A 24954-nucleotide genomic window follows, 5' to 3' on the forward strand; every position below is an offset into this window, starting at 1 on the left:
GCCCCCGGCGAGAGGCACCCGCTGCCCGGCGACGTCCGTCCTGTGCCCTGACCACCGGCACACCGAAAAAACAGTCCCCGGCCGTCGGCCGGGGACTGTTTCACGTGGAACCGAAGCGGAGGGCTGACGCTTACTTCGCGCCGGTGTCCCTCGCCACCGAGTCCTTGGCCTCGGCCTTCTCCTTCGCCGCCGCGACAGGCTTGCGGAGCTGGATGTTCAGCTCACGCAGACGGGTCTCGTCCAGCTCACTCGGGGCGCCCATCATCAGGTCCTGGGCGTTGCCGTTGAGCGGGAAGGCGATCGTCTCGCGGATGTTGGGCTCGTCGGCCAGCAGCATGACGATGCGGTCGACACCCGGGGCGATGCCGCCGTGCGGCGGGGCGCCGAGCCGGAACGCGCGCAGCATGCCCGCGAACTCGCGCTCGACGGTCTCCGCCTCGTAACCGGCGATCGCGAAGGCCTTGAGCATGACCTCGGGCTCGTGGTTCCGGATGGCGCCGGAGGAGAGCTCGATGCCGTTGCAGACGATGTCGTACTGCCACGCCAGGATGTCGAGCGGGTCCTTCTCCTCCAGGTCCTTCATGCCGCCCTGGGGCATGGAGAAGGGGTTGTGCGAGAAGTCGATCTTCCCGGTCTCCTCGTCCTTCTCGTACATCGGGAAGTCGACGATCCAGCAGAAGCGGAAGACACCGTCCTCGAAGTGGCCGGCGCGCTTCGCGGCCTCGACGCGGACGGCAGACATGATCTTGGAGACCTCGTCGAACTCACCCGCGCCGAAGAAGACCGCGTGGCCGGGGACGAGGGCCAGCCGCTCGGTGAGGGTCTTGACGTCCGCCTCGGTGAGGAACTTCGCGATCGGGCCGGCCAGCGTGCCGTCCTCCCCGACACGGACCCAGGCAAGGCCCTTGGCCCCGTGCTCGACGGCGTACTCACCGAGGCCGTCGAAGAACTTCCGGGACTGGCCCGCGGTGTCCGGCACCGGCAGGGCACGGACGTGCTTGCCCGCGAACGCCTTGAACCCGGAGTCGGCGAACACGTCGGAGATGTCGACGAGCTCCAGCTTGGCCCGGAGGTCCGGCTTGTCGTTGCCGTACTTCAGCATCGACTCGCGGAACGGGATGCGCGGGAAGGGCGAGGTGACCTCGCGGCCGTTGCCGAACTCGGTGAAGAGCTCGGTCATCAGCTTCTCGATCGGCTGGAAGACGTCCTCCTGCTCGACGAACGACATCTCGACGTCGAGCTGGTAGAACTCGCCGGGCGACCGGTCGGCGCGTGCGTCCTCGTCGCGGAAGCAGGGCGCGATCTGGAAGTAGCGGTCGAAGCCGGAGATCATCAGCAGCTGCTTGAACTGCTGCGGCGCCTGCGGAAGTGCGTAGAACTTGCCCGGGTTCAGGCGGGACGGGACGACGAAGTCGCGGGCGCCCTCGGGGGAGGTCGCGGCGAGGATCGGGGTCGCCATCTCGTTGAAGCCGAGGGCCACCATCTTGGAGCGGATGGAGGCGATCACGGACGAGCGCAGCATGATGTTGCGGTGCATGCGTTCGCGGCGCAGGTCGAGGAAGCGGTACTCCAGGCGGCGCTCCTCGTTGACACCGTCCTCGGTGTTGATCGTGAACGGCAGCGGGGCGGCCTCGCCGAGCACCTCGACCTCGGTGACCTCGATCTCGATCTCGCCGGTCGGCAGCTCCGGGTTGACGTTGTCGGCTCCGCGCGCGGAGACCTTGCCGTCGATCCTGACGACGGTCTCCTTGGTCAGCTTCGACAGGGCCTCGTTGCCGGGGGTACCCGGGCGGGCGACGAGCTGTACCAGACCGTAGTGGTCGCGCAGATCGATGAAGAGGATGCCACCCAGGTCTCGGCGATTGTGCAGCCAGCCGCTCAGCCGGACGTCGGTGCCGACGTCAGAGGCGCGGAGCTCGCCGCAGGTGTGGGACCTGTACCGATGCATCGTCGTTCATCCAGTCTTCGCGGTTCGGGGCGGATTGACACCCCAGGCTACCGCCCGTGGCCGTACCGCCTCATTGGCATTGCCGCCGCGCGGCCGTCCGGGACGCGCCCGGCGCGTCCGGCCGCCCGGCTGCCGGGCGGCCGTCCCTCGGTGGCGACCCCGGAGAACATCTTCCTAAAGTGGGGCAATGCGCACCGAGGAGATCCTGGCTGCGATCGGGACCGGTCTGTGGAGCTGGGACAGCTCGTCGGGCACGGTCACGCTCGACGCCGAGGCGGCGCGGCTGGTGGGCCTGCCCCCCGAGCCCATGACCCGCCCCGGCGAGGAGGTGCGCCCCCGCTTCCACCCGGCCGACTGGAACGAGATCGACGGCATCGTGAACTTCGCGATCGCCGAGGGCACGGTGGCCGAGGCCAGGATGCGCATCGTGGACGAGAGCGGTTCGGTCGTACGCACCGTGCGCACCCGGTCCAAGCCCGTCCCGCTGGACACGCCCGGGCGCCACACGTACGTGCTGATGGGCATCCTCCAGGAGGTCGCCCCGCCTCCCGAGGCCACCGCCGCGCAGACCCCGCTGACGGGCGACTGGCGGCGCTCGCGCGAGGCGTTCCTGCTGGACGCGGGCCGGGCGCTGGCCGAGGCCAGGTCGACCGAGGAGGTGCTGCGGGTCGCCGGCTCGCTCTCCATGCCCGGCTTCTCGCCGGACGGACTCGCCGTCTTCGGGGTGGCGGGCGAGCGGCTGACGGTCATCGGGCACCACGGCCACAACGTCGGCGACGAGAAGCCCTTCACCGACATGCCCCTGCAGACGGACTACCCGGCCGCCGAGGTCGTGCGGACCGGCCAGGCGATCTACCTCCCGTCGCGTGAGGAGTACCGGCGCCGCTTCCCGGCCACCTGGCCCCTCGCGCAGGAGTTCGGACGCCAGTCCTGGGCGTTCCTGCCGCTGATCTCGTCCGGCCACACCATGGGCGCCTGGATGGCCGGGTTCCGGCACAACGTGGCCTTCTCGCCGGACGAGCGTTCCGTTCTGTCGACGGTGGCCAGGATGCTGGCTCAGGCACTGACCCGGGCCGGGGAGGCCGAGACCGAGCGCGAGCTGTCCCTGGGCCTCCAGAAGGCGATGAGGCCGTCCCTCGGCCCCGGCGTCCCCGGCCTCACGGTCGCGGCGCGCTACATCCCCACGGGGGGCGGGCTCCAGGTCGGCGGCGACTGGTACGACGTGATCCCGCTCCCCAACGGCCGTATCGCCCTCGTCATCGGTGACGTACAGGGCCACGACGTCCGGGCGGCCGGTCTGATGGGCCAGCTCAGGATCGCCCTGCGCGCGTACGCCGCCGAAGGGCACCGCCCCGACGCCGTCCTCTCGCGCGCCTCCCGCTTCCTGGCCGGGCTGACGGAGACCTACGACCTCACCGACGGTGAGGACCAGGCCGACGTGACGCGCTTCGCGACCTGTCTCTACGCGGAGGCCGACCCCGAGTCGGGCACCCTGGACATCGCCCGGGCGGGCCACCCGGACCCGGTGGTGATCAGCGTCGACGGCACCGCGGTGATCCGGCAGACCGCCGGGGGGATGCCCCTGGGCGTCGAGAAGGACGCCGACTACCCGACGACGCGGGTCGTCCTGGGGCCGGGCGAGACCATCATGCTGTGCACGGACGGCCTCATCGAGACCGGCGGACACGACATGGCCACCGGATGGACCAGGCTCAGACCGGTCCTGGAGAAGCCCGTCGAGGACCTGGAGGAGCTCGCGGACGCCCTCGTGCAGGCCGTACACGGTCCGGGATCGCACTACACGACCGGGCCGCTGGTGGACCGGCGTGAGGACGACATCGCGGTCCTGGTACTGCGCCGCGAGGCGGCGCGGACGCGCCGGACCCCGGGCCGCCGCTCGGCGATGACCATCGCCCAGGCGGAGCCCGAGCGGATCGCCGCCGCCCGGCAGCAGGTGCGGGAGCTGCTGCACGACTGGGCGGACGCCGAGCAGGTCGACTCGGCGGAGCTCATGGTCTCCGAGATGTCCACGAACGTGCTCGTCCACACCGACGGGGACGCGCTGCTCCTGGCGGAGGTCACGGGTGAACGGGGCGAGCGGCGGCTGCGCGTCGAGGTGGCCGACACCAGCGACGAGCTGCCGCACAAGCGGCGGCCGGGGGAGATGGCGTCCAGCGGCCGCGGGCTGGTCCTGATGGAGATGCTCGCCGACGCGTGGGGAGTGGATCCGCGGGGTGAGGGGAAGTCGATCTGGTTCGAGCTGTACGAGTCTGCGGAGCCCGCTGAACTGCGCGCCGTCGCCGGTTCATGACGCGTCGGGCACCGCACGCCTCTCGCCCCGGGCCCCGTGTCCCGTGCGCAGCTCGCCGATCACTCCGAACGCGGCGGCGCACAGGGGAACCGCCAGCAGCATGCCCAGCAGCCCCGCGACACCGGCGCCCGCCGTCAGGGCGATCATGATCATGGCCGGATGCATCTGGACCGTTCGGCTCTGGATGACGGGCTGGAGCACGTGCCCCTCCAGCACCTGGACGGCCAGCACCACGCCCACCGCCCACAACGCGATGACGACGCCCCGGTCGGCCAGCGCCACCAGCACGGCGACGGTGCCGGAGATGAAGGCGCCGAGATACGGGATGTAGGCGCCCACGAAGACCAGCGCCCCCAGGCCCACGGCCCCGGGCACCCGCAGGATCAGGAGGCCCACCGTGATGCACAGCGCGTCGATGAGGGCGATGAAGGTGGTGCCCCGCATGAACCCCTCGACGGCTTCGAAGGCCCTGCGTCCCATGGCCTCCACGAGGTCGCCCGTCCCCCGCGGCGCGACGGTGTGGGCGAGGCGGACGGCACGGTCGGAGTCACGCAGGAAGAAGAACGTCAGCAGCAGGGCCAGGACGGCCGTGGTCACGAGCGATCCGATGAGGCTGATGCCGGTGAGCAGTCCGCCCGCCGCGCCGGCACCGAACTTCTCCACGAGGTTCCTGGCGTTCTCCGCCAGGTCGTCCACGTCGGCGACTCCCGCGATGTCGAGGTGGTCGATGACCCACTGCGCGGCGTCCTTCAAGGAGGCGACGATCTGGTCGCCGGAGTCGACGAGTGCGGTGACGACGATGTAGCCGGCACCGCCGGCCACCGCGACGAGCGCGGCGCACGTGAGTCCGGCCGCCACGGACCTGTTCACCCTGTGGGCTGTCAGCCACCGGTGGACGGGGCCGAGCAGAGCCGTACCGAGCAGGGCCAGCAGGACGGGGGTGACCGCCGTCTTGAGCGCCACGACCAGCCAGACGGCCACTGCCGCCACACCGGCGACCAGGAGCAGGACGCCGCACCAGGCGGCCGTCCGCCGTGCCGCGTCGGGCAGGAGGGGCTTGCGGAGGGACACCCTCCCACCCGATCACGGGCCGGGGGTGGTGTCCCTTCCGCACCGGCGTATGGGTGAGAGCCGTGACCCGTACGTTCCGGTGGCGCCGCCCGGCCGGCCCCGGGAGCCGCCCGGGCCGGCGGACGGATCACATGCCGTGCACCGCCGGGACCTTGCCGAGGCGGCCCGCCTGGAAGTCCTCGAAGGCCTGCTTCAGTTCTTCCTGGGTGTTCATGACGAACGGCCCGTAGTGCGCCATGGGCTCACGGATCGGGCGCCCGCCGAGCAGCACGACCTCCAGGTCCGGCGTGTTGCCGTCCTGCGTCTCGTCGGCGCGGACGGTCAGCGACGACCCCTTGCCGAAGACCGCGGTCTGCCCGGTGTGCACGGGGCGGCGCTCCGCGCCGACGCTCCCGCGCCCCGCGAGGACGTACGCGAGGCCGTTGAACTCCTCGCGCCAGGGCAGCGTCACCTCCGCACCCGGCCGGATGGTCGCGTGGACCATGGTGATCGGGGTGTGCGTGATGCCCGGGCCCTCGTGACCGTCCAGGTCACCGGCGATGACGCGGAGCAGCGCACCGCCGTCCGGGGAGGCGAGGAGCTGGACCTGGCCGCCACGGATGTCCTGGTAGCGGGGCGCCATCATCTTGTCCGCCTTGGGCAGGTTCACCCACAGCTGCAAGCCGTGGAAGAGGCCGCCGGACATGACGAGGGCCTCCGGCGGCGTCTCGATGTGCAGGAGGCCGCTGCCGGCGGTCATCCACTGGGTGTCGCCGTTCTCGATGGAACCGCCGCCGCCGTGGCTGTCCTTGTGGATGAAGCTCCCGTCGATGATGTACGTGACGGTCTCGAAGCCCCGGTGCGGGTGCCAGGGAGTCCCCTTCGGCTCGCCTGCGGCGTACTCCACCTCACCCATCTGGTCCATCATGATGAACGGGTCGAGGTGCCGGTAGTTGATCCCGGCGAAGGCGCGCCGCACCGGGAACCCCTCGCCCTCGAAACCGCTGGGCGCGGTCGTGACGGTCAGCACGGGACGGGCCACGGCCTCGGCCTGGGCCGCCACCTTCGGCAGGGTCAGCGGGTTTTCGACGGTCACTGCGGGCATGGGAGCCACCTCCGGGAGTCTTCTGATCCCAATTTAGTTGAACAGTGAACATCCTGCAAGGCGACGTTCATTCCCCCGCCCCCGCACAGCACCGAGGGCCCGCACCGGGAAGGTGCGGGCCCTCGGACTGCCTCAGGGAGATGCGGACGCCGCTCGGCCGCCTCCGGAGGTACCGCTCTCAGCCGTACATGCGGCGCATCGCGAAGTCCACCATCTGCTCCACGGCCTTGGCGTCGAAGACCATGCGGTGATCACCCTCCATGTCGAGGACGAAGCCGTAGCCGGTCGGCAGCAGGTCGATCACCTCAGCGCCGGTGATGACGAAGTACTTGGACTCCTTGCCCGCGTAGCTCCGGAGCTCCTTGAGCGTGGTGAACATGGGGATCACCGGCTGCTGGGTGTTGTGGAGGGCCAGGAAGCCGGGGTTGTCGCCACGCGGGCAGTAGACCTTCGCCGTGGCGAAGATCTGCTGGAAGTCCTCCGCGGACAGCGAACCGGTCGTGAAGGCCCGTACCGCGTCCGCCAGGGACGGCGGCGAGGGCTCGGGGTACAACGGCTGCTCGCCGTAGCCGCCCATCTGCTGCTGTGCGCCCGGGTTCTGGTCGTAGCCATACATGCCGCAAAGAGTAATCGGACACATCTGTGCCTCGGGGGGTTGCGTCTTATTACTGACGGGTAGCATCATCGTAGGGGTCAGGTGATATACCCACGCCAGGCCGTCCGTCGCCCGATCCTCACTCCTCCACGGGGCGCTGCGCGCCACTGCTATTGATTACGGAGCCTTCCCATGGGGCACTACAAGTCGAATCTCCGCGACATCGAGTTCAACCTCTTCGAGGTCCTCGGGCGCGACAAGCTGTACGGCACCGGTCCGTTCGCGGAGATGGACGTCGACACCGCGAAGAGCATCCTCGACGAGGTCACCCGCCTCGCGGAGAACGAGCTCGCCGATTCGTACGCCGACGCCGACCGCAACCCGCCGGTCTTCGACCCCGCGACCAACACCGCACCCGTCCCGGGCTCCTTCAAGAAGTCCTACCAGGCGTTCATGGACTCCGAGTACTGGCGCCTGGGCCTCCCCGAGGAGATCGGCGGCACGACCTCCCCGCGCTCCCTGATCTGGGGTTACGCGGAGCTGCTGCTCGGTTCCAACCCGGCGGTCTGGATGTACTCCTCCGGCCCCGCGTTCGCCGGCATCCTCTTCGACGAGGGCAACGAGGCGCAGAAGAAGGTCGCCGAGATCGCCGTCGAGAAGCAGTGGGGCTCGACGATGGTGCTGACCGAGCCGGACGCCGGTTCGGACGTCGGCGCCGGCCGCACGAAGGCCGTCGAGCAGGAGGACGGCTCCTGGCACATCGAGGGTGTGAAGCGCTTCATCACCTCGGGCGAGCACGACATGTCCGAGAACATCCTCCACTACGTGCTGGCACGTCCGGAGGGCGCCGGCCCGGGCACCAAGGGGCTCTCCCTCTTCCTGGTCCCGAAGTTCCACTTCGACTGGACCACCGGCGAGCTTGGTGAGCGCAACGGCGTGTACGCGACGAACGTCGAGCACAAGATGGGCCTCAAGGCGTCCAACACCTGCGAGATGACCTTCGGCGACCAGCACCCCGCCAAGGGCTGGCTGATCGGCGACAAGCACGACGGCATCCGCCAGATGTTCCGCATCATCGAGTTCGCCCGCATGATGGTCGGCACGAAGGCCATCGCGGCCCTCTCCACGGGCTACCTCAACGCGCTGGAGTACGCCAAGGAGCGCGTCCAGGGCACCGACCTGTCGCAGTTCATGGACAAGACGGCCCCCAAGGTCACCATCACGCACCACCCCGACGTACGCCGCTCCCTCATGACCCAGAAGGCGTACGCCGAGGGCATGCGCTCCCTCGTGCTGTACACCGCCTCCGTCCAGGACGCGATCCAGGTGAAGGAGGCCGCAGGCGAGGACGCCAAGGCGCTCAACGGCCTGAACGACCTGCTGCTCCCGATCGTGAAGGGCTACGGCTCCGAGAAGTCCTACGAGCAGCTCGCGCAGTCGCTCCAGACCTTCGGCGGCTCCGGCTACCTCCAGGAGTACCCGGTCGAGCAGTACATCCGTGACGCCAAGATCGACACCCTGTACGAGGGCACGACGGCGATCCAGGGCCAGGACTTCTTCTTCCGGAAGATCGTCCGCGACCAGGGCGCCTCGCTGAACGCCCTCTCCGAGGAGATCAAGAAGTTCCTCGCGAGCGCCCAGGGCGACGAGGAGCTGTCCGGCGCGCTGGACCACCTCGCCAAGGCCGCGGTGGACCTGGAGGCGATCGTCGGCACGATGATCACGGACCTCACCGCGACCGGCGAGGACGTCAAGAACATCTACAAGGTGGGCCTCAACACCACCCGCCTCCTGATGGCCTCCGGCGACGTCGTCGTGGGCTACCTGCTGCTCAAGGGCGCGGTCGTGGCCTCCGAGAAGCTGCGCAACGCCTCCGCCAAGGACGCCGCCTTCTACCAGGGCAAGATCGCCGCGGCGAAGTTCTTCGCCGCGAACGTCCTGCCCGGCGTCTCCGGTGAGCGTGCGCTGGCCGAGGCCGTCGACAACTCGCTGATGGAGCTGGACGAGGCCGCGTTCTAGCCTTCCTCCCGCTCCTCGCGACCGGACGGAGACGGCCCGCCCCCTGAGGGGGCGGGCCGTCTCCGCGCGAAGCGGCGAGGAACCGTCCGCGGAATTCTGGGTTCCCGACGGGCACGGCACTGCTTTCCGGACGATGACCCGGGCGACGGCCGTCCGCCGTGAACCCTTCGGGGCGGCCGTCGTTACAGTGAGGAACATGAGCTCTCCCCTCCGCTTCGACCGCGGGCACACCGACGATCTGATGGCCTTCCTGATGGCCTCCCCCTCGCCGTACCACGCGGTGGCAGCAGCCGCGGCACGGCTGGAGAAGGCCGGATTCCGGCAGGTCGAGGAGACGGATGCGTGGGACGGCTCCGAGGGCGGGAAGTACGTCCTGCGGGGCGGCGCGATCATCGCCTGGTACGTGCCGCAGGGTGCCGGCGCCCACACCCCGTTCCGGATCGTGGGGGCCCACACCGACTCCCCGAACCTGCGGGTCAAACCGCTTCCCGACACGGGCGCGTACGGCTGGCGCCAGATCGCCGTCGAGATCTACGGCGGGACGCTCCTCAACACCTGGCTCGACCGGGACCTCGGTCTCGCCGGCCGCCTCACGCTGCGCGACGGCACGCACCGGCTGGTCGACATCGACCGGCCGCTCCTGCGGGTCCCCCAGCTGGCGGTGCACCTCGACCGGTCCGCCAATCCCGACGGCCTCAAGCTGGACCGTCAGAAGCACATGCAGCCGATCTGGGGACTCGGTGACGTCGAGGAGGGGGATCTCATCCGCTTCGTCGCCGACGCGGCGGGGGTCGATCCAGCCGAGGTCACCGGCTGGGACCTCATGCCTCACCCGGTCGAGCCACCCGCCTACCTCGGCCGGGACCATGAGCTGCTCGCCGGACCGCGCATGGACAACCTGCTCTCGGTGCACGCCGCGACGGCCGCGCTGGCCGCCGTGTCCACCCAGCCGGACGACCGGATTCCTTACATCCCCGTGCTGGCCGCCTTCGACCACGAGGAGAACGGCTCCCAGTCCGACACCGGAGCGGACGGCCCGCTGCTCGGCACGGTCCTGGAGCGTTCGGTCTTCGCCCGCGGCGGTTCGTACGAGGACCGCGCCCGGGCCTTCGCCGGGACCGTCTGCCTCTCCTCGGACACCGGTCACGCCGTCCACCCGAACTACGCCGAGCGGCACGACCCGACCCACCACCCGGTGGCGAACGGCGGCCCGATCCTCAAGGTCAACGTCAACATGCGCTACGCCACCGACGGCGGCGGCCGGGCGGTGTTCGCTGCGGCCTGCGAGAAGGCGGGCGTGCCGTGGCAGACCTTCGTCTCCAACAACTCGATGCCGTGCGGCACGACGATCGGCCCGATCACCGCGGCCCGGCACGGGATCCGCACCGTCGACATCGGCGTGGCGATCCTGTCGATGCACAGCGCGCGCGAGCTGTGCGGCGCGGACGACCCGTATCTCCTGGCCAACGCACTCGCGGCCTTCCTCGCCGGCTGATCGCCGCTGTCACCGGATCCTCCGCGCACATGGTTGCTGCCGGGCCGGGTACGCGAGTCGTACACCGGCCCGGAATCACCGGGCCGTCGAGGAGGCGGAAATCATGGGGCTCGGAGGATGCATTCTCCTGATCGGTGCCGGAGCGATTCTGGCGTTCGCCACCGACTGGGAGATGGATACCGTCAACGTCGACCTGGTCGGCTGGATCATGATGCTCGTCGGCCTCATCGGAGTGTTCGTCTACGTGAGCATCGCGCGCCGCCGTCGCATGGTCGTGCCGCCCACCACCACGGTCGTGTCGGAGGACGAGCGCCGCTACCCGTGACCTGGTGCCCGGCCGGACGGCGTACCGCGCCCCCGGTCCGGCCGCGGCTCACCTCGTCGGTGTCCTCGGCGCTCCCGTCCGCACGCCGGTGAGGCTGTGGCCGGACGGCGGCACGGACGGGGATGTCGACGTCCGGATCACACGAGGGAAGCACGGATGCCGGGCCGTCAGCCCTGCTCGTCCATGCCGGCGAGCACCAGCGGGAGCCGGGACGCCCCCGCGGCGGTGACGCTCACGGGGACACCCCAGTCCTGCTGGTGCACATGGCACGCGGGGTACTCGTTCGCCGGGTCGTCGTCGCAGGACGCCGCCATCGCGGACACGTGCAGCACGCCCTCGGTGACCCCGTCGGCAAGCACAAGATCACGGCTCAGGTCCGTGCCCGGGCCAGACCCCTCGGCCAGCAGTTCCGGCGGGGTCGACGAGACCAGCAGCCGGGTGGAGGGCCCGTAGCGGGTGTCCAGCTTCTGCCCGGCGGGCGCCTGGAACACCACGTCGAGGCGCAGCGTGCCGGCGGAGACCTCGGTGGCCGCCCGCTGGGTGCGGTGGGCCCGGTCCGTGACCCGCACCGCCTCTTCGGGGAGCCTCAGCCGGGTCAGCCGGTGGCGTGCGGACTCGACGACGACGAGATCGCCGTCCACCAGAACCGCGTCGCTCGGCTCGCGCAGGTCCGTGGCCAGTGTGGTGACCTCGCCGCTCTCCGGGTCGTACCGCCGGAGCGCGTGGTTGTAGGTGTCGCTCACGGCGACGGAGCCGTCCGGGAGTGCCGTGACACCCAGCGGGTGCTGGAGGAGTGCCTGGTCTGCGGGGCCGTCACGGTGGCCGAAGTCGAAGAGACCGGTACCGACGGCCGTGTGGACGGCGCCTTCCAGGTCCACGTAACGCAGCGCCGAGGTCTCGGAGTCGGCGACCCAGAGACGGTCGCCGGCCGCGGCCAGACCGGACGGCTGCGCGAACCACGCCTCCGTTCCGGGTCCGTCGACCAGGCCCTCGTTGGTCGTCCCTGCGGCGACCCGCACCGTGCCCCGCTCGGGGTCGTAGGTCCACAGCTGGTGCACCCCGGCCATGGCGATCCACAGCCGGTCGCCGAACCAGGCGATGTCCCACGGCGACGACAGGTCCACCTCCCTGGCCGGGCCGCTGGTGGCGGAGCCCTGCCACCACTGGCGTCCGGTACCGGCGAGCGTGGTCGTCACGCCCGTGCCGAGGTCGAGCGCCCGGATCGCGTGGTTGACGGTGTCGGCGACGGCGATGCGGCCGTCGGGCAGCACGGCGAGACCCTGCGGTTCGCTGAACCGGGCCTGGTCACGGCCGCCGTCGGCGAACCCGCGCTCACCGGCACCGAAGTGGCCCCGCACGGTCTCACCGTCGGCTTCCAGCTCGACCAGGCGGTGGCGGGTGGTGTCCGAGACCAGGAAGCCGCCGTCGGCCAGGGCGAGCGCCTTACCGGGGAACCGCAGGTGTGTCGCCACCGGCTCAGGAGCGACGTACGGGCCGTCGCCACGACGCAGGGTGCCCTTCTCGGCGTGCTCGGCCTCCAGCTCCTCGACCAGCTTGGCGATGGCGTGGGCGTGCCCCTCGCCCGCGTGCTGGGCCACGACATAGCCTTCCGGGTCCACGACGACGAGCGTGGGCCAGGCCCGGACGGCGTACTGCTTCCAGGTGGCGAGCTCGGGGTCGTCGAGGACGGGGTGGTGCACCCCGTAGCGCTCGACCGCGTCGACCACGGCCTGGTGCTCCGCCTCATGCACGAACTTCGGGGAGTGGACACCGATGATCACCACGGTGTCGCGGTGCTTCTCCTCCAGCTCACGCAGCTCATCGAGCACGTGCAGACAGTTGACACAGCAGAAGGTCCAGAAATCCAGGATGACGATGCGTCCTCGCAGATCAGCGAGGCTGTACTCCCGGTCTCCTGTGTTGAGCCAACCGCCCTTGCCGATCAGTTCGGGGGCGCGGACACGTGCACGTGCAGTCATGACAACAGTCAACAGCACGCCGGCCTGCACGCATTCCGGCGGTGCGTCGGGGATCCTGTGATCCATGAGACTTCTCGTGCGGGAGCGGATGTTCGGCGTCGGCGACGACTACTGGATCGCGGATGTCGACGGGCGGAAGCTCTTCCTCGTCGACGGCAAGGCCATGCGGCTCCGCGACACCTTCGAGCTGAAGGACACGAGCGGCCGGGTACTGGTGGAGATCCGGCAGAAGCTGATCAGCCTGCGCGACACGATGCTCATCGAGCGGGACGGCGAGCAGCTCGCCACGGTCAAGCGAAAGCGTCTCTCACTCCTGCGCAACCACTACCGGGTGACCCTGGTCGACGGCACCGAGCTCGACGTGAGCGGCAAGATCCTGGACCGCGAGTTCGCCATCGACTACGACGGCGAGCTGCTCGCCCAGATCTCCCGGCGGTGGCTCACCGTCCGCGACACCTACGGCGTCGACATCGTTCGGGAGGACGCCGACGCGCCTCTGCTCCTCGCGGTGGCGGTGTGCGTGATCGTCCTGGCGGACAAGGAACACGACAAGCACACCGAGGGCTGACGGGGCAGCGGCGGCCGGACCGGGCCCCGCGGGGCCCACGGTCCGGTTTCACGTGAAACCGGACCGTCGGACTTCCTGCCCCGGCTCATCCGCCGGGTGCGCCGGAAGGGCTCAGGCCAGGCGCCTCGCGGCGAGACCCAGACGGCGGTCCTTGAGGGCCGGGAACTGCTCACGGGTGGTCGTCGCCCTCGCCGGGTCGAACTCCACGGTGAGGACCTCCTCGGCCGCACCGGCCTGGGCGAGCACCTCGCCCCACGGGTCGACGACGATGCTGTGCCCTGCCTGCGCGACCCCCGCGTGGGTACCCGCCGACCCGACCGCCAGGACGAATGCCTGGTTCTCGACGGCGCGCGCCTGCGCGAGCAGAGTCCAGTGGGAGCGGCGGCGCTCCGGCCAGCCGGCCGAGACGACCATGGTGTCGGCGCCCGCGTCGACGAGCCCGCGGAACTGCTCGGGGAAGCGCAGGTCGTAGCAGGTGGCGAGGCCGAGGACGGTCTCCGGCAGAGCCACCGTCACAAGTTCCTCGCCTGCCCCCATCATGACCGCCTCGCCCTTGTCGAAGCCGAAGCGGTGGATCTTGCGATAGGAGGCCGCCCGCTCACCCTCGGGGGAGAAGACCAGCGAGGTGTTGTAAAGGGTGCCGTCCTCGGCGCGCTCGACGAAGGACCCGGCGTGCAGCCAGACCCCCGCCTCGGCCGCCGCTTTCGCCATGATGTCGTGCGTGGGCCCGAGCAACGGCTCGGCCTCGTCGGCGAACGCGGTATAGGCGAAGGCACCCACCGGCCAGAGCTCAGGGAGGACGACAAGGTCCGCACCCCGTTGGGCCACGACCAGTGAAGCCGCGCGCTCTCTACGGGAATTGACCGATTCATCCGGGTTTATTGCGATCTGGATGAGAGAGGCGTGCACACTACCACCGTCCTGGCATGGAAGCCGTCAACACGGGCCTACGATCGTCACACGAAAGCACTGCCGGGGTGCCTGCTCGCAGCGTAACTTAGCGAGCGAACCTCCCACGCAGCCCGCAGACAGCACCGTCGGTGCCGGCCCCCGTCGGCACTCCCCTGCTCTCCAGCCCATGCACCGCAGAACCGCACGAGGGGTCCCGTGACCGTCCATCCCAGCCTCCAGACCTATGCCGATGCCTGGACCCACTCCGTCGAGTCGATAGCCGAGCTGGTCAAGCCGCTCCCCGAAGGGGAGTGGAACCGGCGGACGCCCTGCCCGGGCTGGTCGGTGCGGGACATCGTCTCGCACGTCATCGGTATGGAGTGCGAGCAGCTCGGCGATCCCCGTCCCATCCACACGCTGCCGCGCGACCTGTACCACGTGCAGAACGACCACCAGCGCTACATGGAGATGCAGGTCGACGTACGGCGCCACCACACGGCACCTGAGATGACGTCGGAGCTGGAGTACACCCTCATCCGGCGCATGCGTCAGCTGCGCAACGAGTCGCGCGCCCCCGAGACCATGGTGCGGGCGCCCCTCGGCGCCGAGCAGACGCTGGAGCTGGCGCTGCGCATGCGGGCGTTCGACGTGTGGGTGCACGAGCAGGATCTGCGTACGACGCTGGGGCAGCCGGGCAACCTGGACTCCCCCGGCGCCCTGGTCGTGCGGGACACACTGCTGGCCGGGCTGGCGAAGGTGGTCGCCAAGGACGCGGGCGCTCCGGCCGATTCGGCCGTGGTCCTCGACGTGCACGGCCCGCTGGAGTTCCTGCGCACCGTCAGGGTCGACAGCGAGGGCAGGGGTTCGGTCGACGGATCTCCTTCGCTGGGCCCCGCGGTGACCCTGGCGATGGACTGGGAGACGTACTACCGGCTGGCATGCGGCCGGGTGCGGGCGCATGCCGTGGAGGACCTGGTCAAGGTCGAGGGCGACCAGGCCCTGGGTGCCGAGATCCTGCGCCACTTCGCCCTCACCCCGTAGCGCGGCGACCGGCGGCCGCCCGTCCAGGACGGCCGGGACGGGCGCGCCGGCGGGCGCCGTCAGGCGGGGACGTGTACGGCTTCCACCCGGCTGACGACGTGGTGGTCACGCTCCCTGTGCGTGGCACTGGCGTGCAGACGCAGGATCTGCACGACGCCGAGCGCCTCCAGGACGAAGACCGAGGCGAACGCGACGCGGTAGTTGTCCCCGGTCGCGTCCAGCAGGACGCCCACCGCGAAGAGCGTCGTCATCGAGGCGACGAAACCGCCCATGTTGACGATGCCCGACGCGGTGCCCTGGCGTTCCGGCGGATTGGCCGGCCGGCCGAAGTCGAAGCCGATCATCGAGGCCGGCCCGCAGGCACCGAGGACCACGCACAGCGTGATCAGCAACCACATCGGCGCGTGGTCACCGGGGTAGAAGATCGTGGCCGCCCAGAGCAGGGCCGTCATCGCGACCGTGCCCAGGGCCAGCGGCGCGCGCGCCGCGTGGTGGCGGGCGATGACCTGCCCGTAGACGAGCCCCACGGCCATGTTGGTGAGCACCACCAGGGTGAGCAGCTCACCGGCGGTGCCCCTGCTCAGACCCTGCGCCTCGACGAGGAACGGCATGCCCCACAACAGCAGGAAGACCATGGCGGGGAACTGCGTGGTGAAGTGCACCCACATGCCGAGGCGGGTGCCAGGCTCGCGCCAGGATGCGGCGATCTGCTTCCGCACGTACGCCGCTCCGGCGTGCTCGGCCGGCGGTGGCTCATGACCCTCGGGGTGGTCCTTGAGGAAGAGCAGAAGCAGGACCAGCACCGCGACGCCCGCCAGCGAGCTGCCGACGAAGGTCGTGGTCCAGCCGAAGCCGTGCAGCGCGCGGGCGATGAAGAGGGTGGAGACGAGGTTGCCCGCCATCCCGAAGAGCGCGGCCACCTGCCCGATCAGCGGTCCGCGCCGCGCCGGGAACCACCGGGCGCCGAGCCGCAGCACACTGATGAACGTCATCGCGTCCCCGCAGCCGAGCAGCGCGCGGGAGGCGAGCGCCATGCCGTACGAGGGGGCGAGTGCGAAGCCCAGCTGTCCCAGCGTGAAGAGCACCACCCCGATGGTGAGGACCTTCTTGGTGCCGAGCCGGTCGACCAGGAGGCCGACGGGTATCTGCATGCCGGCGTAGACGAGCAGCTGAAGGATGGAGAAGGTCGACAGGGCCGAGGCGTTGACGTGGAACCGGTCGGCGGCGTCGAGTCCGGCGACACCCAGGCTCGTACGGAAGATGATGGCGACGAAGTAGACGGCGACGCCGATGCCCCAGACCCACGCGGCACGCCGGCCGCCGGGCGGGTCCCCGGGCAACGCGAGTGCGGGGGCGGCGGACGTCATCGGTCATCACCCCGGACCAGCACCTTGACCCGGCCGACATGCCGCCGCACGACCTGTGCGGCGCCCTCGGCGTCGCCCGCCCTGATCGCGTCCAGCAGCTCTCCGTGCTCGGTGATGTTCGCGGCGATCCGGCCCGGGTGCGCCTCCATCACAGCGACACCCATCCGCAACTGCCGGTCGCGAAGCTGGTCGTAGAGACGGGAGAGGATCTCGTTGCCCGCGTTCTTCACGATCTCGGCGTGGAAGCACCGGTCCTTGACGGAGACGGCGGCCAGGTCGCCGGCGTCGGCCAGCTGCCGCTGCTCCTCCAGGAGCTGTTCGAGCCGGGCGATCAGCCGTGCCGGCGCGGGCACCGCCTTGCGTGCGGCGAACTCCTCCACGAGCAGCCGGGTCTCGACGACGTCGGAGATCTCCTGGGCGGAGACCGCGAGCACCAGCGCCCCCTTCTTCGGGTAGAGCTTGATCAGCCCTTCGACCTCCAGGCGGAGCAGCGCCTCCCGGACGGGGGTGCGGGATACGCCGACGGCCTCGGCCAGGTCGCCCTCGGTGAGCAGGGTGCCGCCCTCGTAGCGGCGGTCGAGGACCGCTTCCTTGACGTGGGTGTAGACGCGCTCCGCTGCGGGTGGCGGCTTGGGGTCCCCCGTGCGGGCAACGGGTGCGGTGAGAGGTGCGGCAGGCATGCACACAGCATAGATACAAGATGGGTGCGTTCGCCTCCTCGTCCGCGATGCGGACCCCGGCCCAGCGCCCGCTTCACGATCCGGTCCGCTGGGCGGTCGCACCCGCGCGCCCCGGGAACCCCGTCCGCGAGTCGCCCAAGCGGTGGGTCATATGATCCGTCTGCCCGGAAACGGCGTCACCCTTTCGTGGGTACATCCATCCGGCCGTCTCACGAGTCTCACCACCGAGCACCACCCTCATGTAGCCATATTTCAGGTGTATTTGGAGCGTTTGACTTGAATATCCGTCTCAGGGGCACGAACCGCACGACCGTGGCCGCCACGGTGGGCCTCACCACGGCAGCCGTCGTCGCGGGCAGCGCGTTCGCCTCCACGGCTGTGGCCGCGGCACCGCCCACGCCCACGATCACCGCCAAGGGCGGCTTCGTGATGAACGGCGGCACCGCGAAGACGCTCTACGGCAAAGCCGCGGACACCCGACGCTCCACCGGCTCCACGACGAAGATCATGACCGCCAAGGTGGTGCTGTCGCAGAAGAACCTGAACCTTGATTCCAAGGTCACGGTCCAGAAGGCCTACAGCGACTACATCGTCTCGAAGACCGCCTCGTCGGCCCGGCTGATCGTCGGCGACAAGGTCACGGTCCGCCAGCTCCTGTACGGCCTGATGCTCCCGTCGGGCTGCGACGCCGCGTACGCCCTCGCCGACAAGTTCGGCACCGGCTCCACGCGCGCCGCGCGGGTCAAGTCCTTCATCGGCAAGATGAACGCATCCGCGAAGAGTCTCGGGCTCAAGAACACCCACTTCGACTCGTTCGACGGCATCGGCGGCGGCTCAAACTACTCCACGCCGCGCGACCTGACGAAGATCGCCGGCAGCGCGATGAAGAACTCCACGTTCCGCGCGATCGTGAAGACGAAGTCGACGAAGCAGAAGGTCACCACCAAGTCCGGTGGCTACCGCTACATGTCGTGGTCCAACACCAACGCCATGCTGGGCAGCTACAGCGGCATGACCGGTGTGAAGACCGGCTCGGGGCCCACGGCCAAGTACTGCCTGGTCTTCGCCGCCACCCGCAACGGCAAGACGGTCATCGGCACCGTCCTCACCTCGACGTCCGCGACCACCCGGACGGCCGACGCGAAGAAGCTCCTGGACTACGGGTTCAAGAAGTAGTCCGGTAGTACGGCCCGCACCTACGCGAAGGGGCCCGCCTGTCGGCGGGCCCCTCTGCGTGGTGGCCTAGGCCCAGGTGATCAGCCGCTTCGGCTGCTCCAGGATCGCCGCGACGTCCGCGAGCACCTTGGAACCCAGCTCCCCGTCGACCAGCCGGTGGTCGAAGGAGAGCGCGAGGGTGGTCACCTGCCGGGGCTTGACCTTGCCCTTGTGGACCCAGGGCTGGAGCTTGATCGCCCCGACCGCGAGGATCGCGGACTCTCCCGGGTTCAGGATCGGCGTACCCGTGTCGACGCCGAAGACACCGACGTTGGTGATGGTCACCGTGCCGCCCGCCATGGCCGCCGGGGACGTCCTGCCCTCGCGCGCCGTGGACACCAGCTCGCCCAGTGCCTCACCGAGCCGGGGCAGGGTCATCTCGTGCGCGTCCTTGATGTTCGGCACGATCAGGCCGCGCGGTGTGGCGGCGGCGATGCCCAGGTTGACGTAGTGCTTCTGCACGATCTCCTGGCCGGCCTCGTCCCAGGCCGCGTTGACCTCGGGGTTGCGCCTGATCGCGACCAGGAGGGCCTTGGCGATGATCAGGAGCGGATTGACCCGGACCCCCGCCATGTCCTTGTCCTCCTTGAGCTCCGCCACGAGCTTCATCGTGCGCGTCACGTCGACGGTCACGAACTCGGTGACGTGGGGAGCGGTGAAGGCACTGCCGACCATCGCCTGCGCGATCGCCTTGCGCACCCCCTTGACCGGGATGCGGGTCTCCCGGCCCGTCCGGGCCACCGGTGTCTCCGCCGGTGCGGGAGCGGAGCCCCCGGCAGCCGCCCCGGCCGGCGCGAGAGCCTCGGCAGGAGCCGGCACCGCAGCCGCGTGGACGTCCTCACGGGTGATGACGCCACCTTCGCCGGTCGGTGTGACCGTCGCCAGGTCGATGCCCAGGTCCTTGGCCAGCTTGCGCACCGGCGGCTTGGCGAGCGGCCGGCTCTCCGGGACCTTCGCGCCGTGGCCGTTGATCTCGGCCTGGATCGCGGCGGCGGCCGGACCCGGGACCTCGGCACCCTTACGGGCACGGCGCTTCGTGGAGCTCTCGGCCACGCCGTAACCGACGAGCACCGGCTGACGGCCCTTGGGCGCGTCCGGCTCGGCCTCCGCCACAGGCTGCTGCACCGCTTCCGCGGCGGAGGCCGGCGCGGCCGGGGCGTCGCCGCTGCCGGGCGCCACGTCGACCGAGATGATCACCTCGCCCACGTCCACGGTCGTGCCCTCGGGGAAGCGCAGCTCGTGCACCACCCCGTCGAACGGGACCGGCAGCTCCACGGCGGCCTTGGCCGTCTCGACCTCGCACACCACCTGGCCGTCGGTGACGGTGTCACCGGGCTGGACGAACCACTTGAGGATCTCCGCCTCGGTCAGTCCCTCGCCCACATCGGGCATCTTGAACTCGCGGAAACGAGCAGACGTTTCGGTCATCGTCGTCACGGCCCTCTCCTCAGTACGCAAGCGAGCGGTCGACGGCGTCGAGCACCCGGTCGAGACCCGGCAGGTACTCGTCCTCGAGCCTGGCCGGCGGGTAGGGGGCGTGATAGCCGCCGACCCGCAGCACCGGTGCTTCGAGATGGTAGAAACAGCGCTCGGTGATCCGGGCGGCGATCTCGGCCCCCGAACCGTAGAACACCGGTGCCTCGTGGACCACCACGAGACGGCCGGTCTTCTCGACCGAGGCCTGGACGGAGTCGAAGTCGATCGGGGACATCGACCGGAGGTCCAGGACCTCGACCGACTTGCCCTCCTCCTGCGCCGCGGCGGCGGCCTCCATGCAGACCTTCACCATCGGGCCGTACGCGACGAGCGTGAGGTCGCTGCCCTCACGGGCCACGGCGGCCTTGTGGAGCGGGCCGGGGATGGACTCGACGTCGAGCTCCCCCTTGTCCCAGTAACGCCGCTTCGGCTCGAAGAAGATGACCGGGTCATCGCTCTGCACGGCCTGCTGCATCATCCAGTAGGCGTCACTCGCGTTGGACGGTGACACCACCTTCAGGCCCGCCACGTGCGCGAACAGCGCTTCGGGCGACTCGCTGTGGTGCTCGACGGCACCGATTCCGCCGCCGTACGGGATGCGGATGACGACCGGCATCTTGATCTTGCCGAGGGCGCGGGCGTGCATCTTCGCGAGCTGCGTGACGATCTGGTCGTACGCGGGGAAGACGAAGCCGTCGAACTGGATCTCGACGATCGGGCGGTATCCGCGCAGGGCCAGGCCGATCGCCGTACCGACGATGCCGGACTCGGCGAGCGGCGTGTCGATGACCCGGTCCTCACCGAAGTCCTTCTGGAGCCCGTCCGTGATGCGGAAGACCCCGCCGAGCTTGCCGACGTCCTCACCCATGATGAGGACCTTGGGGTCCGTTTCGAGAGCCTTGCGCAGCGACTCGTTGAGCGCCTTCGCGAGGGACATCTTCTCAGCGGCCATGGCTAGTTGCCCTCCTCGGCGAACGATGCCTGGTAGGCGGCGAACTGGGCGCGTTCCTCGTCGACGAGCGGACTGCCGTCGGCGTACACGTGGTCGAAGATCGCCAGCCGGTCCGGGTCGGGCATGGCCCGCACCGCTTCGCGCACCCGCTTGCCGAGGGCCTCGCTCTCCTCCTCCAGCGCGGTGAAGTACGCGGCGTCGGCGAGGTCCTGCTTCTCCAGATAGCTGCGCAGCCGCAGGATCGGGTCCTTCGCCTCCCAGGCCGCCCGCTCCTCGTCCGCCCGGTACTTGGTCGGGTCGTCGGACGTGGTGTGGGCACCCATCCGGTAGGTGAAGGCCTCGACGAGGGTCGGTCCCTCGCCCCGCCGGGCCCGCTCCAGCGCCGACCTGGTGACGGCCAGGCACGCCAGCACGTCGTTGCCGTCGACCCGGACACCGGGGAAGCCGAAGCCCTGGGCGCGCTGGTAGAGCGGCACGCGCATCTGCTTCTCGGTCGGCTCGGAGATCGCCCACTGGTTGTTCTGGCAGAAGAACACCACGGGGGCGTTGTAGACGGCGGAGAAGGTGAACGCCTCCGCGACATCGCCCTGGCTGGAGGCGCCGTCACCGAAGTACGCGACCACGGCCGAGTCCGCGCCGTCCTTGGCGACACCCATGGCGTAGCCCGTCGCGTGCAGCGTCTGTGAGCCGATGACGATCGTGTACAGGTGGAAGTTGTTGGTACTCGGGTCCCAGCCGCCGTGGTTCACCCCACGGAACATCCCGAGCAGGTTGGTCGGGTCGACCCCACGGCACCAGGCGACACCGTGCTCCCGGTAGGTCGGGAAGACGTAGTCGTCGTCGCGCAGCGCACGGCCGGAGCCGATCTGTGCGGCCTCCTGACCGAGCAGCGAGGCCCACAGGCCCAGCTCGCCCTGGCGCTGCAGCGCGGTTGCCTCGGCGTCGAAGCGGCGGGTCAGGACCATGTCCCGGTACAGGCCACGGAGCTCGTCCGCGCTCAGGTCGATCTCGAAGTCCGGGTGCTCGACGCGCTCGCCTTCGGGCGTCAGCAGCTGTACCAGCTGGGGGCCGGAACCCTCCGGTGTCTTCGCGGGCGTCTTCGCGGCGCTTGTCCGCTTGCTGCTGCGGCGCGGTTTGCGCGCGGCAGTGCTCTCCACGGTCACGTGCGTGCTCCTCCGTCGGTCCGGCCCCCGGGATGGCCGGGAAGCCAGTGCGGCTCGCCTGTGTCCGGACCCGTGCACGGGGTGGGTGCCGCTCGGCCGGGAACAGGCGTGACAGGTGCCCCGGCGAGCGTCCTGTCATAAGCACGTTACCCAGTGCATCGCATAACTGCGAAACACCTTGTGACCTGCGATTTTGCTTGGATTTCCAAGTAAATCGCGAAAATCGCGAACTCCCGCTGGTCACAGCACTGGTAAGAGCCTGGCAGGCGGCCGGAACAAACGGCACGTTATCCCGGCGGGCAGCCCCAGGGAAGGGCGGAGGGCAAGGGAGTGTGTGAGACTGCGAATGTGCGCGAAGAAGGAAAAATCACGGTATTCCTGCTCGATGATCACGAAGTCGTCCGGCGCGGAGTTCATGAGCTCCTGACCGCCGAGGAGGACATCGAGGTCGTCGGCGAGGCCGGCACGGCGGCGGACGCGCTCGCGCGGATCCCGGCGACCCGGCCCGATGTCGCCGTTCTGGACGTGCGGCTGCCGGACGGCAGCGGGGTCGAGGTCTGCCGCGAGGTGCGCTCCAGGGACGAGACCGTCAAATGCCTCATGCTGACGTCGTACGCCGACGACGAGGCCCTCTTCGACGCGATCATGGCGGGGGCCTCCGGATACGTACTGAAGGCCATCCGGGGCAACGAGCTGCTCAGCGCCGTCCGGGACGTGGCGGCCGGCAAGTCGCTGCTCGACCCGGCGGCCACCGCACGCGTCCTGGAACGGCTGCGCGAGGGCAAGGACGGCAGGAGCGACGACCGCCTGGCCGGGCTGACCGAACAGGAGCGCAGGATCCTCGACCTGATCGGCGAAGGACTGACGAACCGGGTGATCGGCGAACGGCTGCACCTCGCCGAGAAGACCATCAAGAACTACGTCTCCAGCCTGCTCTCCAAGCTGGGCATGGAGCGGCGTTCCCAGGCGGCGGCGTACGTCGCGCGGCTCCAGGCCGAGAAGCGCTGAGTCGCCGGGGCAGGGTCTTTGGTCCCGGACCGCCGGGGGCGGCGGACCCTTACACGGCCCCTACCCGTACCGGAGAGTGGGAGCCATGCTTTCCCCCCGCCCCCCGGACACCGGAGTCGTGGCCGCTCCCAGCCGCTCGGACGCCGGAGCCCCGGCCGCTCCCCTCCGCACGGACGCCGGAGCACTGACCCCTTCCCGTCCCACGGACGCCGCCGGAGTGGTGACCGCCTGCGGCACCTTCGGCCCTGCCGGTTCCGGCGAGCCCCCGCGCTCCTCGGCGGCGGACAGGCTGCGCGCCGTCGAGCTGCTCGGCAGCGTCCGCTACGGCCGGCTGGCCATGAGCATGCGGGCCCTGCCCTTCCTGGCGGTCGCCCGGCACCTGGTGGTCGAGGGCGGGGTCCTCCTGCGGATGCACAAAGGGTTCGGCTTCCACGAGGCCTGCGACGGAAGCGTCGTCGCCTACGGGGCGGACAACTTCGGCTCCTCCCGGCCGGGCGATGCGGGGGACTGCTGGTCGGTGCAGTTCACGGGCCCCGTCCAGATCGTGCAACCGGTCCCTGAGCAGCGCGAACGCTTCGGAACCGGTCCGGACGAGGTGAACGGCGAACACTTCGACCCCGTGTATCTCCGGCTCGATCCGCACCTCGCCTACATGCACACTCTGACCTTCGACGCAAGTCCGTAAAGCCGGACACGTAGCGTCACCTAACATGTGGCACGTGCCGCGCTCATATGTGACCCCTCCGCCTGTCCCTCCGGTCGACGCGGTGCTGCGCCGCTACCCTGACGCCGGTCGGCCCCTCGCCTGTGAACCCCTCAGCAAGGGCCTGCTCAACCACGGTTACCGCGTGTCCACGACGCGCGGTTCGTACTTCCTCAAGCATCACCTCGACAAGCACCATCTCGACGACGCCAGCGGCGATCACGCCACGATCGTCAGGCAGCACCGGGCCACCCAGCAGCTGCACTCCCTCGGCGTGCCGGTGGCCCCGCCGCTCGCGGACACACAGGGTGACACGGTCACGGTGATCGACGGGCAGCGCTACGCCCTCCACCGGTGGGTCGACGGTCTCCACCGGGACGGTGCCCAGCTGACGACCGCCCAGTCGCGCAGGCTCGGAGCGCTCCTCGGAGCCGTGCACATGGGTCTGGAGAAGGTGATGGAGGCGGATCCGCCGCCTCCGGTACGGGGGCAGAGCCCCGATCCCGCCGACACGTTCGCGCTGATCGACGACCTGCTGGCGGCCGCACGGCACCTGGGCCCCCGGGACGCGTTCGACGAGCTCGCCGTGCACCGTCTCGTCGAACGCCGTGCCCTGCTGGAGCAGCACGCGCACCGGCGTCCGCCCACCCCCGAGGGCTCCGCCAGAGGCTGGGTGCACGGCGACTTCCACCCGCTGAACCTGCTCTACCGGGGCGCCGACCCCGTGGCCATCGTGGACTGGGACCGGCTCGGTGTGCAGCCGCGCGCGGAGGAGGCCGTGCGGGCGGCTGCGATCTTCTTCGTACGCCCCGACGGGAAGCTGGCGCTGGAGAAGGTGCGGGCGTACGCCCGCGCCTACCGGAGGTCGGCGGGCGCCGGGGCGGCCGAGCTGGCGGCCGCGGTGCACCGGGTGTGGTGGGAGCGACTCAACGACTTCTGGATACTGAGCTGGCGCTACCGCCTGAACGACCGCAGGGCCGACCCGCAGTTCCCTGCGGTGTCGGCCCTGGCGGTGTGGTGGACGCGCGAGTACGAGGCGGTCGGTGAGGCCTTCACGGGGTGA

The 24954-nt window shown here is 70.0% G+C and carries 21 protein-coding genes; 10 read left to right on the plus strand and 11 right to left on the minus strand.

All coding sequences use genetic code 11. The features are described from left to right. Positions 1 to 130: 130 nt before the first annotated feature. Entirely contained in the window at positions 131 to 1948 is a 1818-nt protein-coding gene (gene aspS, locus ACHFIV_RS31405; RefSeq protein ID WP_398976027.1) for an aspartate--tRNA ligase, read from the minus strand. Positions 1949 to 2135: 187 nt separating this feature from the next. Here aspS and ACHFIV_RS31410 point away from each other — a divergent pair, with 187 nt between their 5' ends. Beyond that, on the plus strand, positions 2136 to 4259 hold the full coding sequence (locus ACHFIV_RS31410) for an ATP-binding SpoIIE family protein phosphatase (RefSeq protein WP_398976028.1): 2124 nt from the start codon (positions 2136 to 2138) through the stop codon (positions 4257 to 4259). On the opposite strand, the gene ACHFIV_RS31415 is transcribed toward ACHFIV_RS31410, so the two are convergent. From ACHFIV_RS31415 to ACHFIV_RS31425, 3 genes are all read right to left on the minus strand, one after another. Further along, positions 4254 to 5330: an AI-2E family transporter gene (locus ACHFIV_RS31415; protein ID WP_398976030.1), complete on the minus strand. Its 1077-nt coding sequence runs from the start codon at positions 5328 to 5330 to the stop codon at positions 4254 to 4256. The two genes, ACHFIV_RS31410 and ACHFIV_RS31415, sit on opposite strands and share 6 nt — an antisense overlap. 127 nt (positions 5331 to 5457) lie before the next feature. After that, on the minus strand, positions 5458 to 6414 hold the full coding sequence (locus tag ACHFIV_RS31420; protein WP_398976032.1) for a pirin family protein: 957 nt from the start codon (positions 6412 to 6414) through the stop codon (positions 5458 to 5460). Between the two features lie 178 nt (positions 6415 to 6592). Further along, complete coding sequence (locus ACHFIV_RS31425) at positions 6593 to 7030, minus strand: SseB family protein (protein WP_033296699.1); 438 nt, start codon at positions 7028 to 7030, stop codon at positions 6593 to 6595. A gap of 171 nt (positions 7031 to 7201) precedes the next feature. On the opposite strand from ACHFIV_RS31425, the gene ACHFIV_RS31430 reads away from it, so the two are divergent. The 3 genes from ACHFIV_RS31430 (at position 7202) to ACHFIV_RS31440 (ending at position 10848) form a co-directional block, all read left to right on the plus strand. After that, the gene (locus tag ACHFIV_RS31430) at positions 7202 to 9028 is read left to right on the plus strand and encodes an acyl-CoA dehydrogenase (RefSeq protein ID WP_398976035.1); all 1827 of its coding nucleotides are present in this window, start codon (positions 7202 to 7204) and stop codon (positions 9026 to 9028) included. A gap of 196 nt (positions 9029 to 9224) precedes the next feature. Then, positions 9225 to 10523, plus strand: coding sequence for a M18 family aminopeptidase (locus tag ACHFIV_RS31435; protein ID WP_398976036.1), 1299 nt, complete (start codon positions 9225 to 9227; stop codon positions 10521 to 10523). Positions 10524 to 10626: 103 nt separating this feature from the next. Continuing rightward, entirely contained in the window at positions 10627 to 10848 is a 222-nt protein-coding gene (locus ACHFIV_RS31440) for a DUF6458 family protein (RefSeq protein WP_398976038.1), read from the plus strand. 167 nt (positions 10849 to 11015) lie between these two features. On the opposite strand, the gene ACHFIV_RS31445 is transcribed toward ACHFIV_RS31440, so the two are convergent. Then, positions 11016 to 12827 (minus strand): NHL domain-containing thioredoxin family protein, encoded by a 1812-nt coding sequence (locus ACHFIV_RS31445; RefSeq protein ID WP_398976040.1) that lies wholly within the window; start codon positions 12825 to 12827, stop codon positions 11016 to 11018. 64 nt (positions 12828 to 12891) lie between these two features. Between ACHFIV_RS31445 and ACHFIV_RS31450 the strand changes: the two genes are divergently transcribed. After that, positions 12892 to 13395: an LURP-one-related/scramblase family protein gene (locus ACHFIV_RS31450; RefSeq protein ID WP_398976042.1), complete on the plus strand. Its 504-nt coding sequence runs from the start codon at positions 12892 to 12894 to the stop codon at positions 13393 to 13395. A gap of 111 nt (positions 13396 to 13506) precedes the next feature. Here the strand turns inward: ACHFIV_RS31450 and ACHFIV_RS31455 are convergent, their stop codons facing one another. Further along, a complete protein-coding gene (locus ACHFIV_RS31455; protein WP_398976044.1) occupies positions 13507 to 14304 on the minus strand; it encodes a carbon-nitrogen family hydrolase in 798 nt (265 codons plus the stop codon). Positions 14305 to 14502: 198 nt separating this feature from the next. Here ACHFIV_RS31455 and ACHFIV_RS31460 point away from each other — a divergent pair, with 198 nt between their 5' ends. After that, the gene (locus tag ACHFIV_RS31460) at positions 14503 to 15327 is read left to right on the plus strand and encodes a maleylpyruvate isomerase family mycothiol-dependent enzyme (protein WP_398976046.1); all 825 of its coding nucleotides are present in this window, start codon (positions 14503 to 14505) and stop codon (positions 15325 to 15327) included. Positions 15328 to 15386: 59 nt separating this feature from the next. Here the strand turns inward: ACHFIV_RS31460 and ACHFIV_RS31465 are convergent, their stop codons facing one another. Together ACHFIV_RS31465 and ACHFIV_RS31470 are read right to left on the minus strand one after the other, a co-directional pair. Continuing rightward, a complete protein-coding gene (locus tag ACHFIV_RS31465; protein ID WP_398976047.1) occupies positions 15387 to 16694 on the minus strand; it encodes a nitrate/nitrite transporter in 1308 nt (435 codons plus the stop codon). Next, positions 16691 to 17374 carry a GntR family transcriptional regulator gene (locus ACHFIV_RS31470; protein WP_398976049.1) on the minus strand — a complete coding sequence of 228 codons (684 nt, stop codon included), beginning with the start codon at positions 17372 to 17374 and terminating at the stop codon, positions 16691 to 16693. Before ACHFIV_RS31470 ends, ACHFIV_RS31465 begins: the two co-directional genes overlap by 4 nt. Before the next feature lie 276 nt (positions 17375 to 17650). Here ACHFIV_RS31470 and ACHFIV_RS31475 point away from each other — a divergent pair, with 276 nt between their 5' ends. Then, positions 17651 to 18550, plus strand: a complete 900-nt coding sequence (locus tag ACHFIV_RS31475) for a D-alanyl-D-alanine carboxypeptidase family protein (RefSeq protein ID WP_398976050.1) — start codon at positions 17651 to 17653, stop codon at positions 18548 to 18550. A gap of 66 nt (positions 18551 to 18616) precedes the next feature. Here the strand turns inward: ACHFIV_RS31475 and ACHFIV_RS31480 are convergent, their stop codons facing one another. The 3 genes from ACHFIV_RS31480 to pdhA are packed head-to-tail and all read right to left on the minus strand — an operon-like array spanning position 18617 to position 22180. Further along, positions 18617 to 20026: a dihydrolipoamide acetyltransferase family protein gene (locus ACHFIV_RS31480; RefSeq protein WP_398976052.1), complete on the minus strand. Its 1410-nt coding sequence runs from the start codon at positions 20024 to 20026 to the stop codon at positions 18617 to 18619. A gap of 10 nt (positions 20027 to 20036) precedes the next feature. Next, on the minus strand, positions 20037 to 21017 hold the full coding sequence (locus ACHFIV_RS31485) for an alpha-ketoacid dehydrogenase subunit beta (RefSeq protein ID WP_398976054.1): 981 nt from the start codon (positions 21015 to 21017) through the stop codon (positions 20037 to 20039). Positions 21018 to 21019: 2 nt separating this feature from the next. After that, positions 21020 to 22180 (minus strand): pyruvate dehydrogenase (acetyl-transferring) E1 component subunit alpha, encoded by a 1161-nt coding sequence (gene pdhA, locus ACHFIV_RS31490; protein ID WP_398976056.1) that lies wholly within the window; start codon positions 22178 to 22180, stop codon positions 21020 to 21022. 348 nt (positions 22181 to 22528) lie between these two features. Here pdhA and ACHFIV_RS31495 point away from each other — a divergent pair, with 348 nt between their 5' ends. The 3 genes from ACHFIV_RS31495 to ACHFIV_RS31505 all read left to right on the plus strand — a co-directional run bounded on the left by ACHFIV_RS31495 (position 22529) and on the right by ACHFIV_RS31505 (position 24954). Then, complete coding sequence (locus tag ACHFIV_RS31495; protein ID WP_398976058.1) at positions 22529 to 23188, plus strand: response regulator; 660 nt, start codon at positions 22529 to 22531, stop codon at positions 23186 to 23188. Positions 23189 to 23273: 85 nt separating this feature from the next. Continuing rightward, entirely contained in the window at positions 23274 to 23873 is a 600-nt protein-coding gene (locus tag ACHFIV_RS31500; RefSeq protein ID WP_398976060.1) for a pyridoxamine 5'-phosphate oxidase family protein, read from the plus strand. A gap of 82 nt (positions 23874 to 23955) precedes the next feature. Continuing rightward, entirely contained in the window at positions 23956 to 24954 is a 999-nt protein-coding gene (locus ACHFIV_RS31505; RefSeq protein WP_398976601.1) for a phosphotransferase, read from the plus strand.

The organism is Streptomyces sp. ALB3, from assembly GCF_044385685.1.
Classification (GTDB): domain Bacteria; phylum Actinomycetota; class Actinomycetes; order Streptomycetales; family Streptomycetaceae; genus Streptomyces.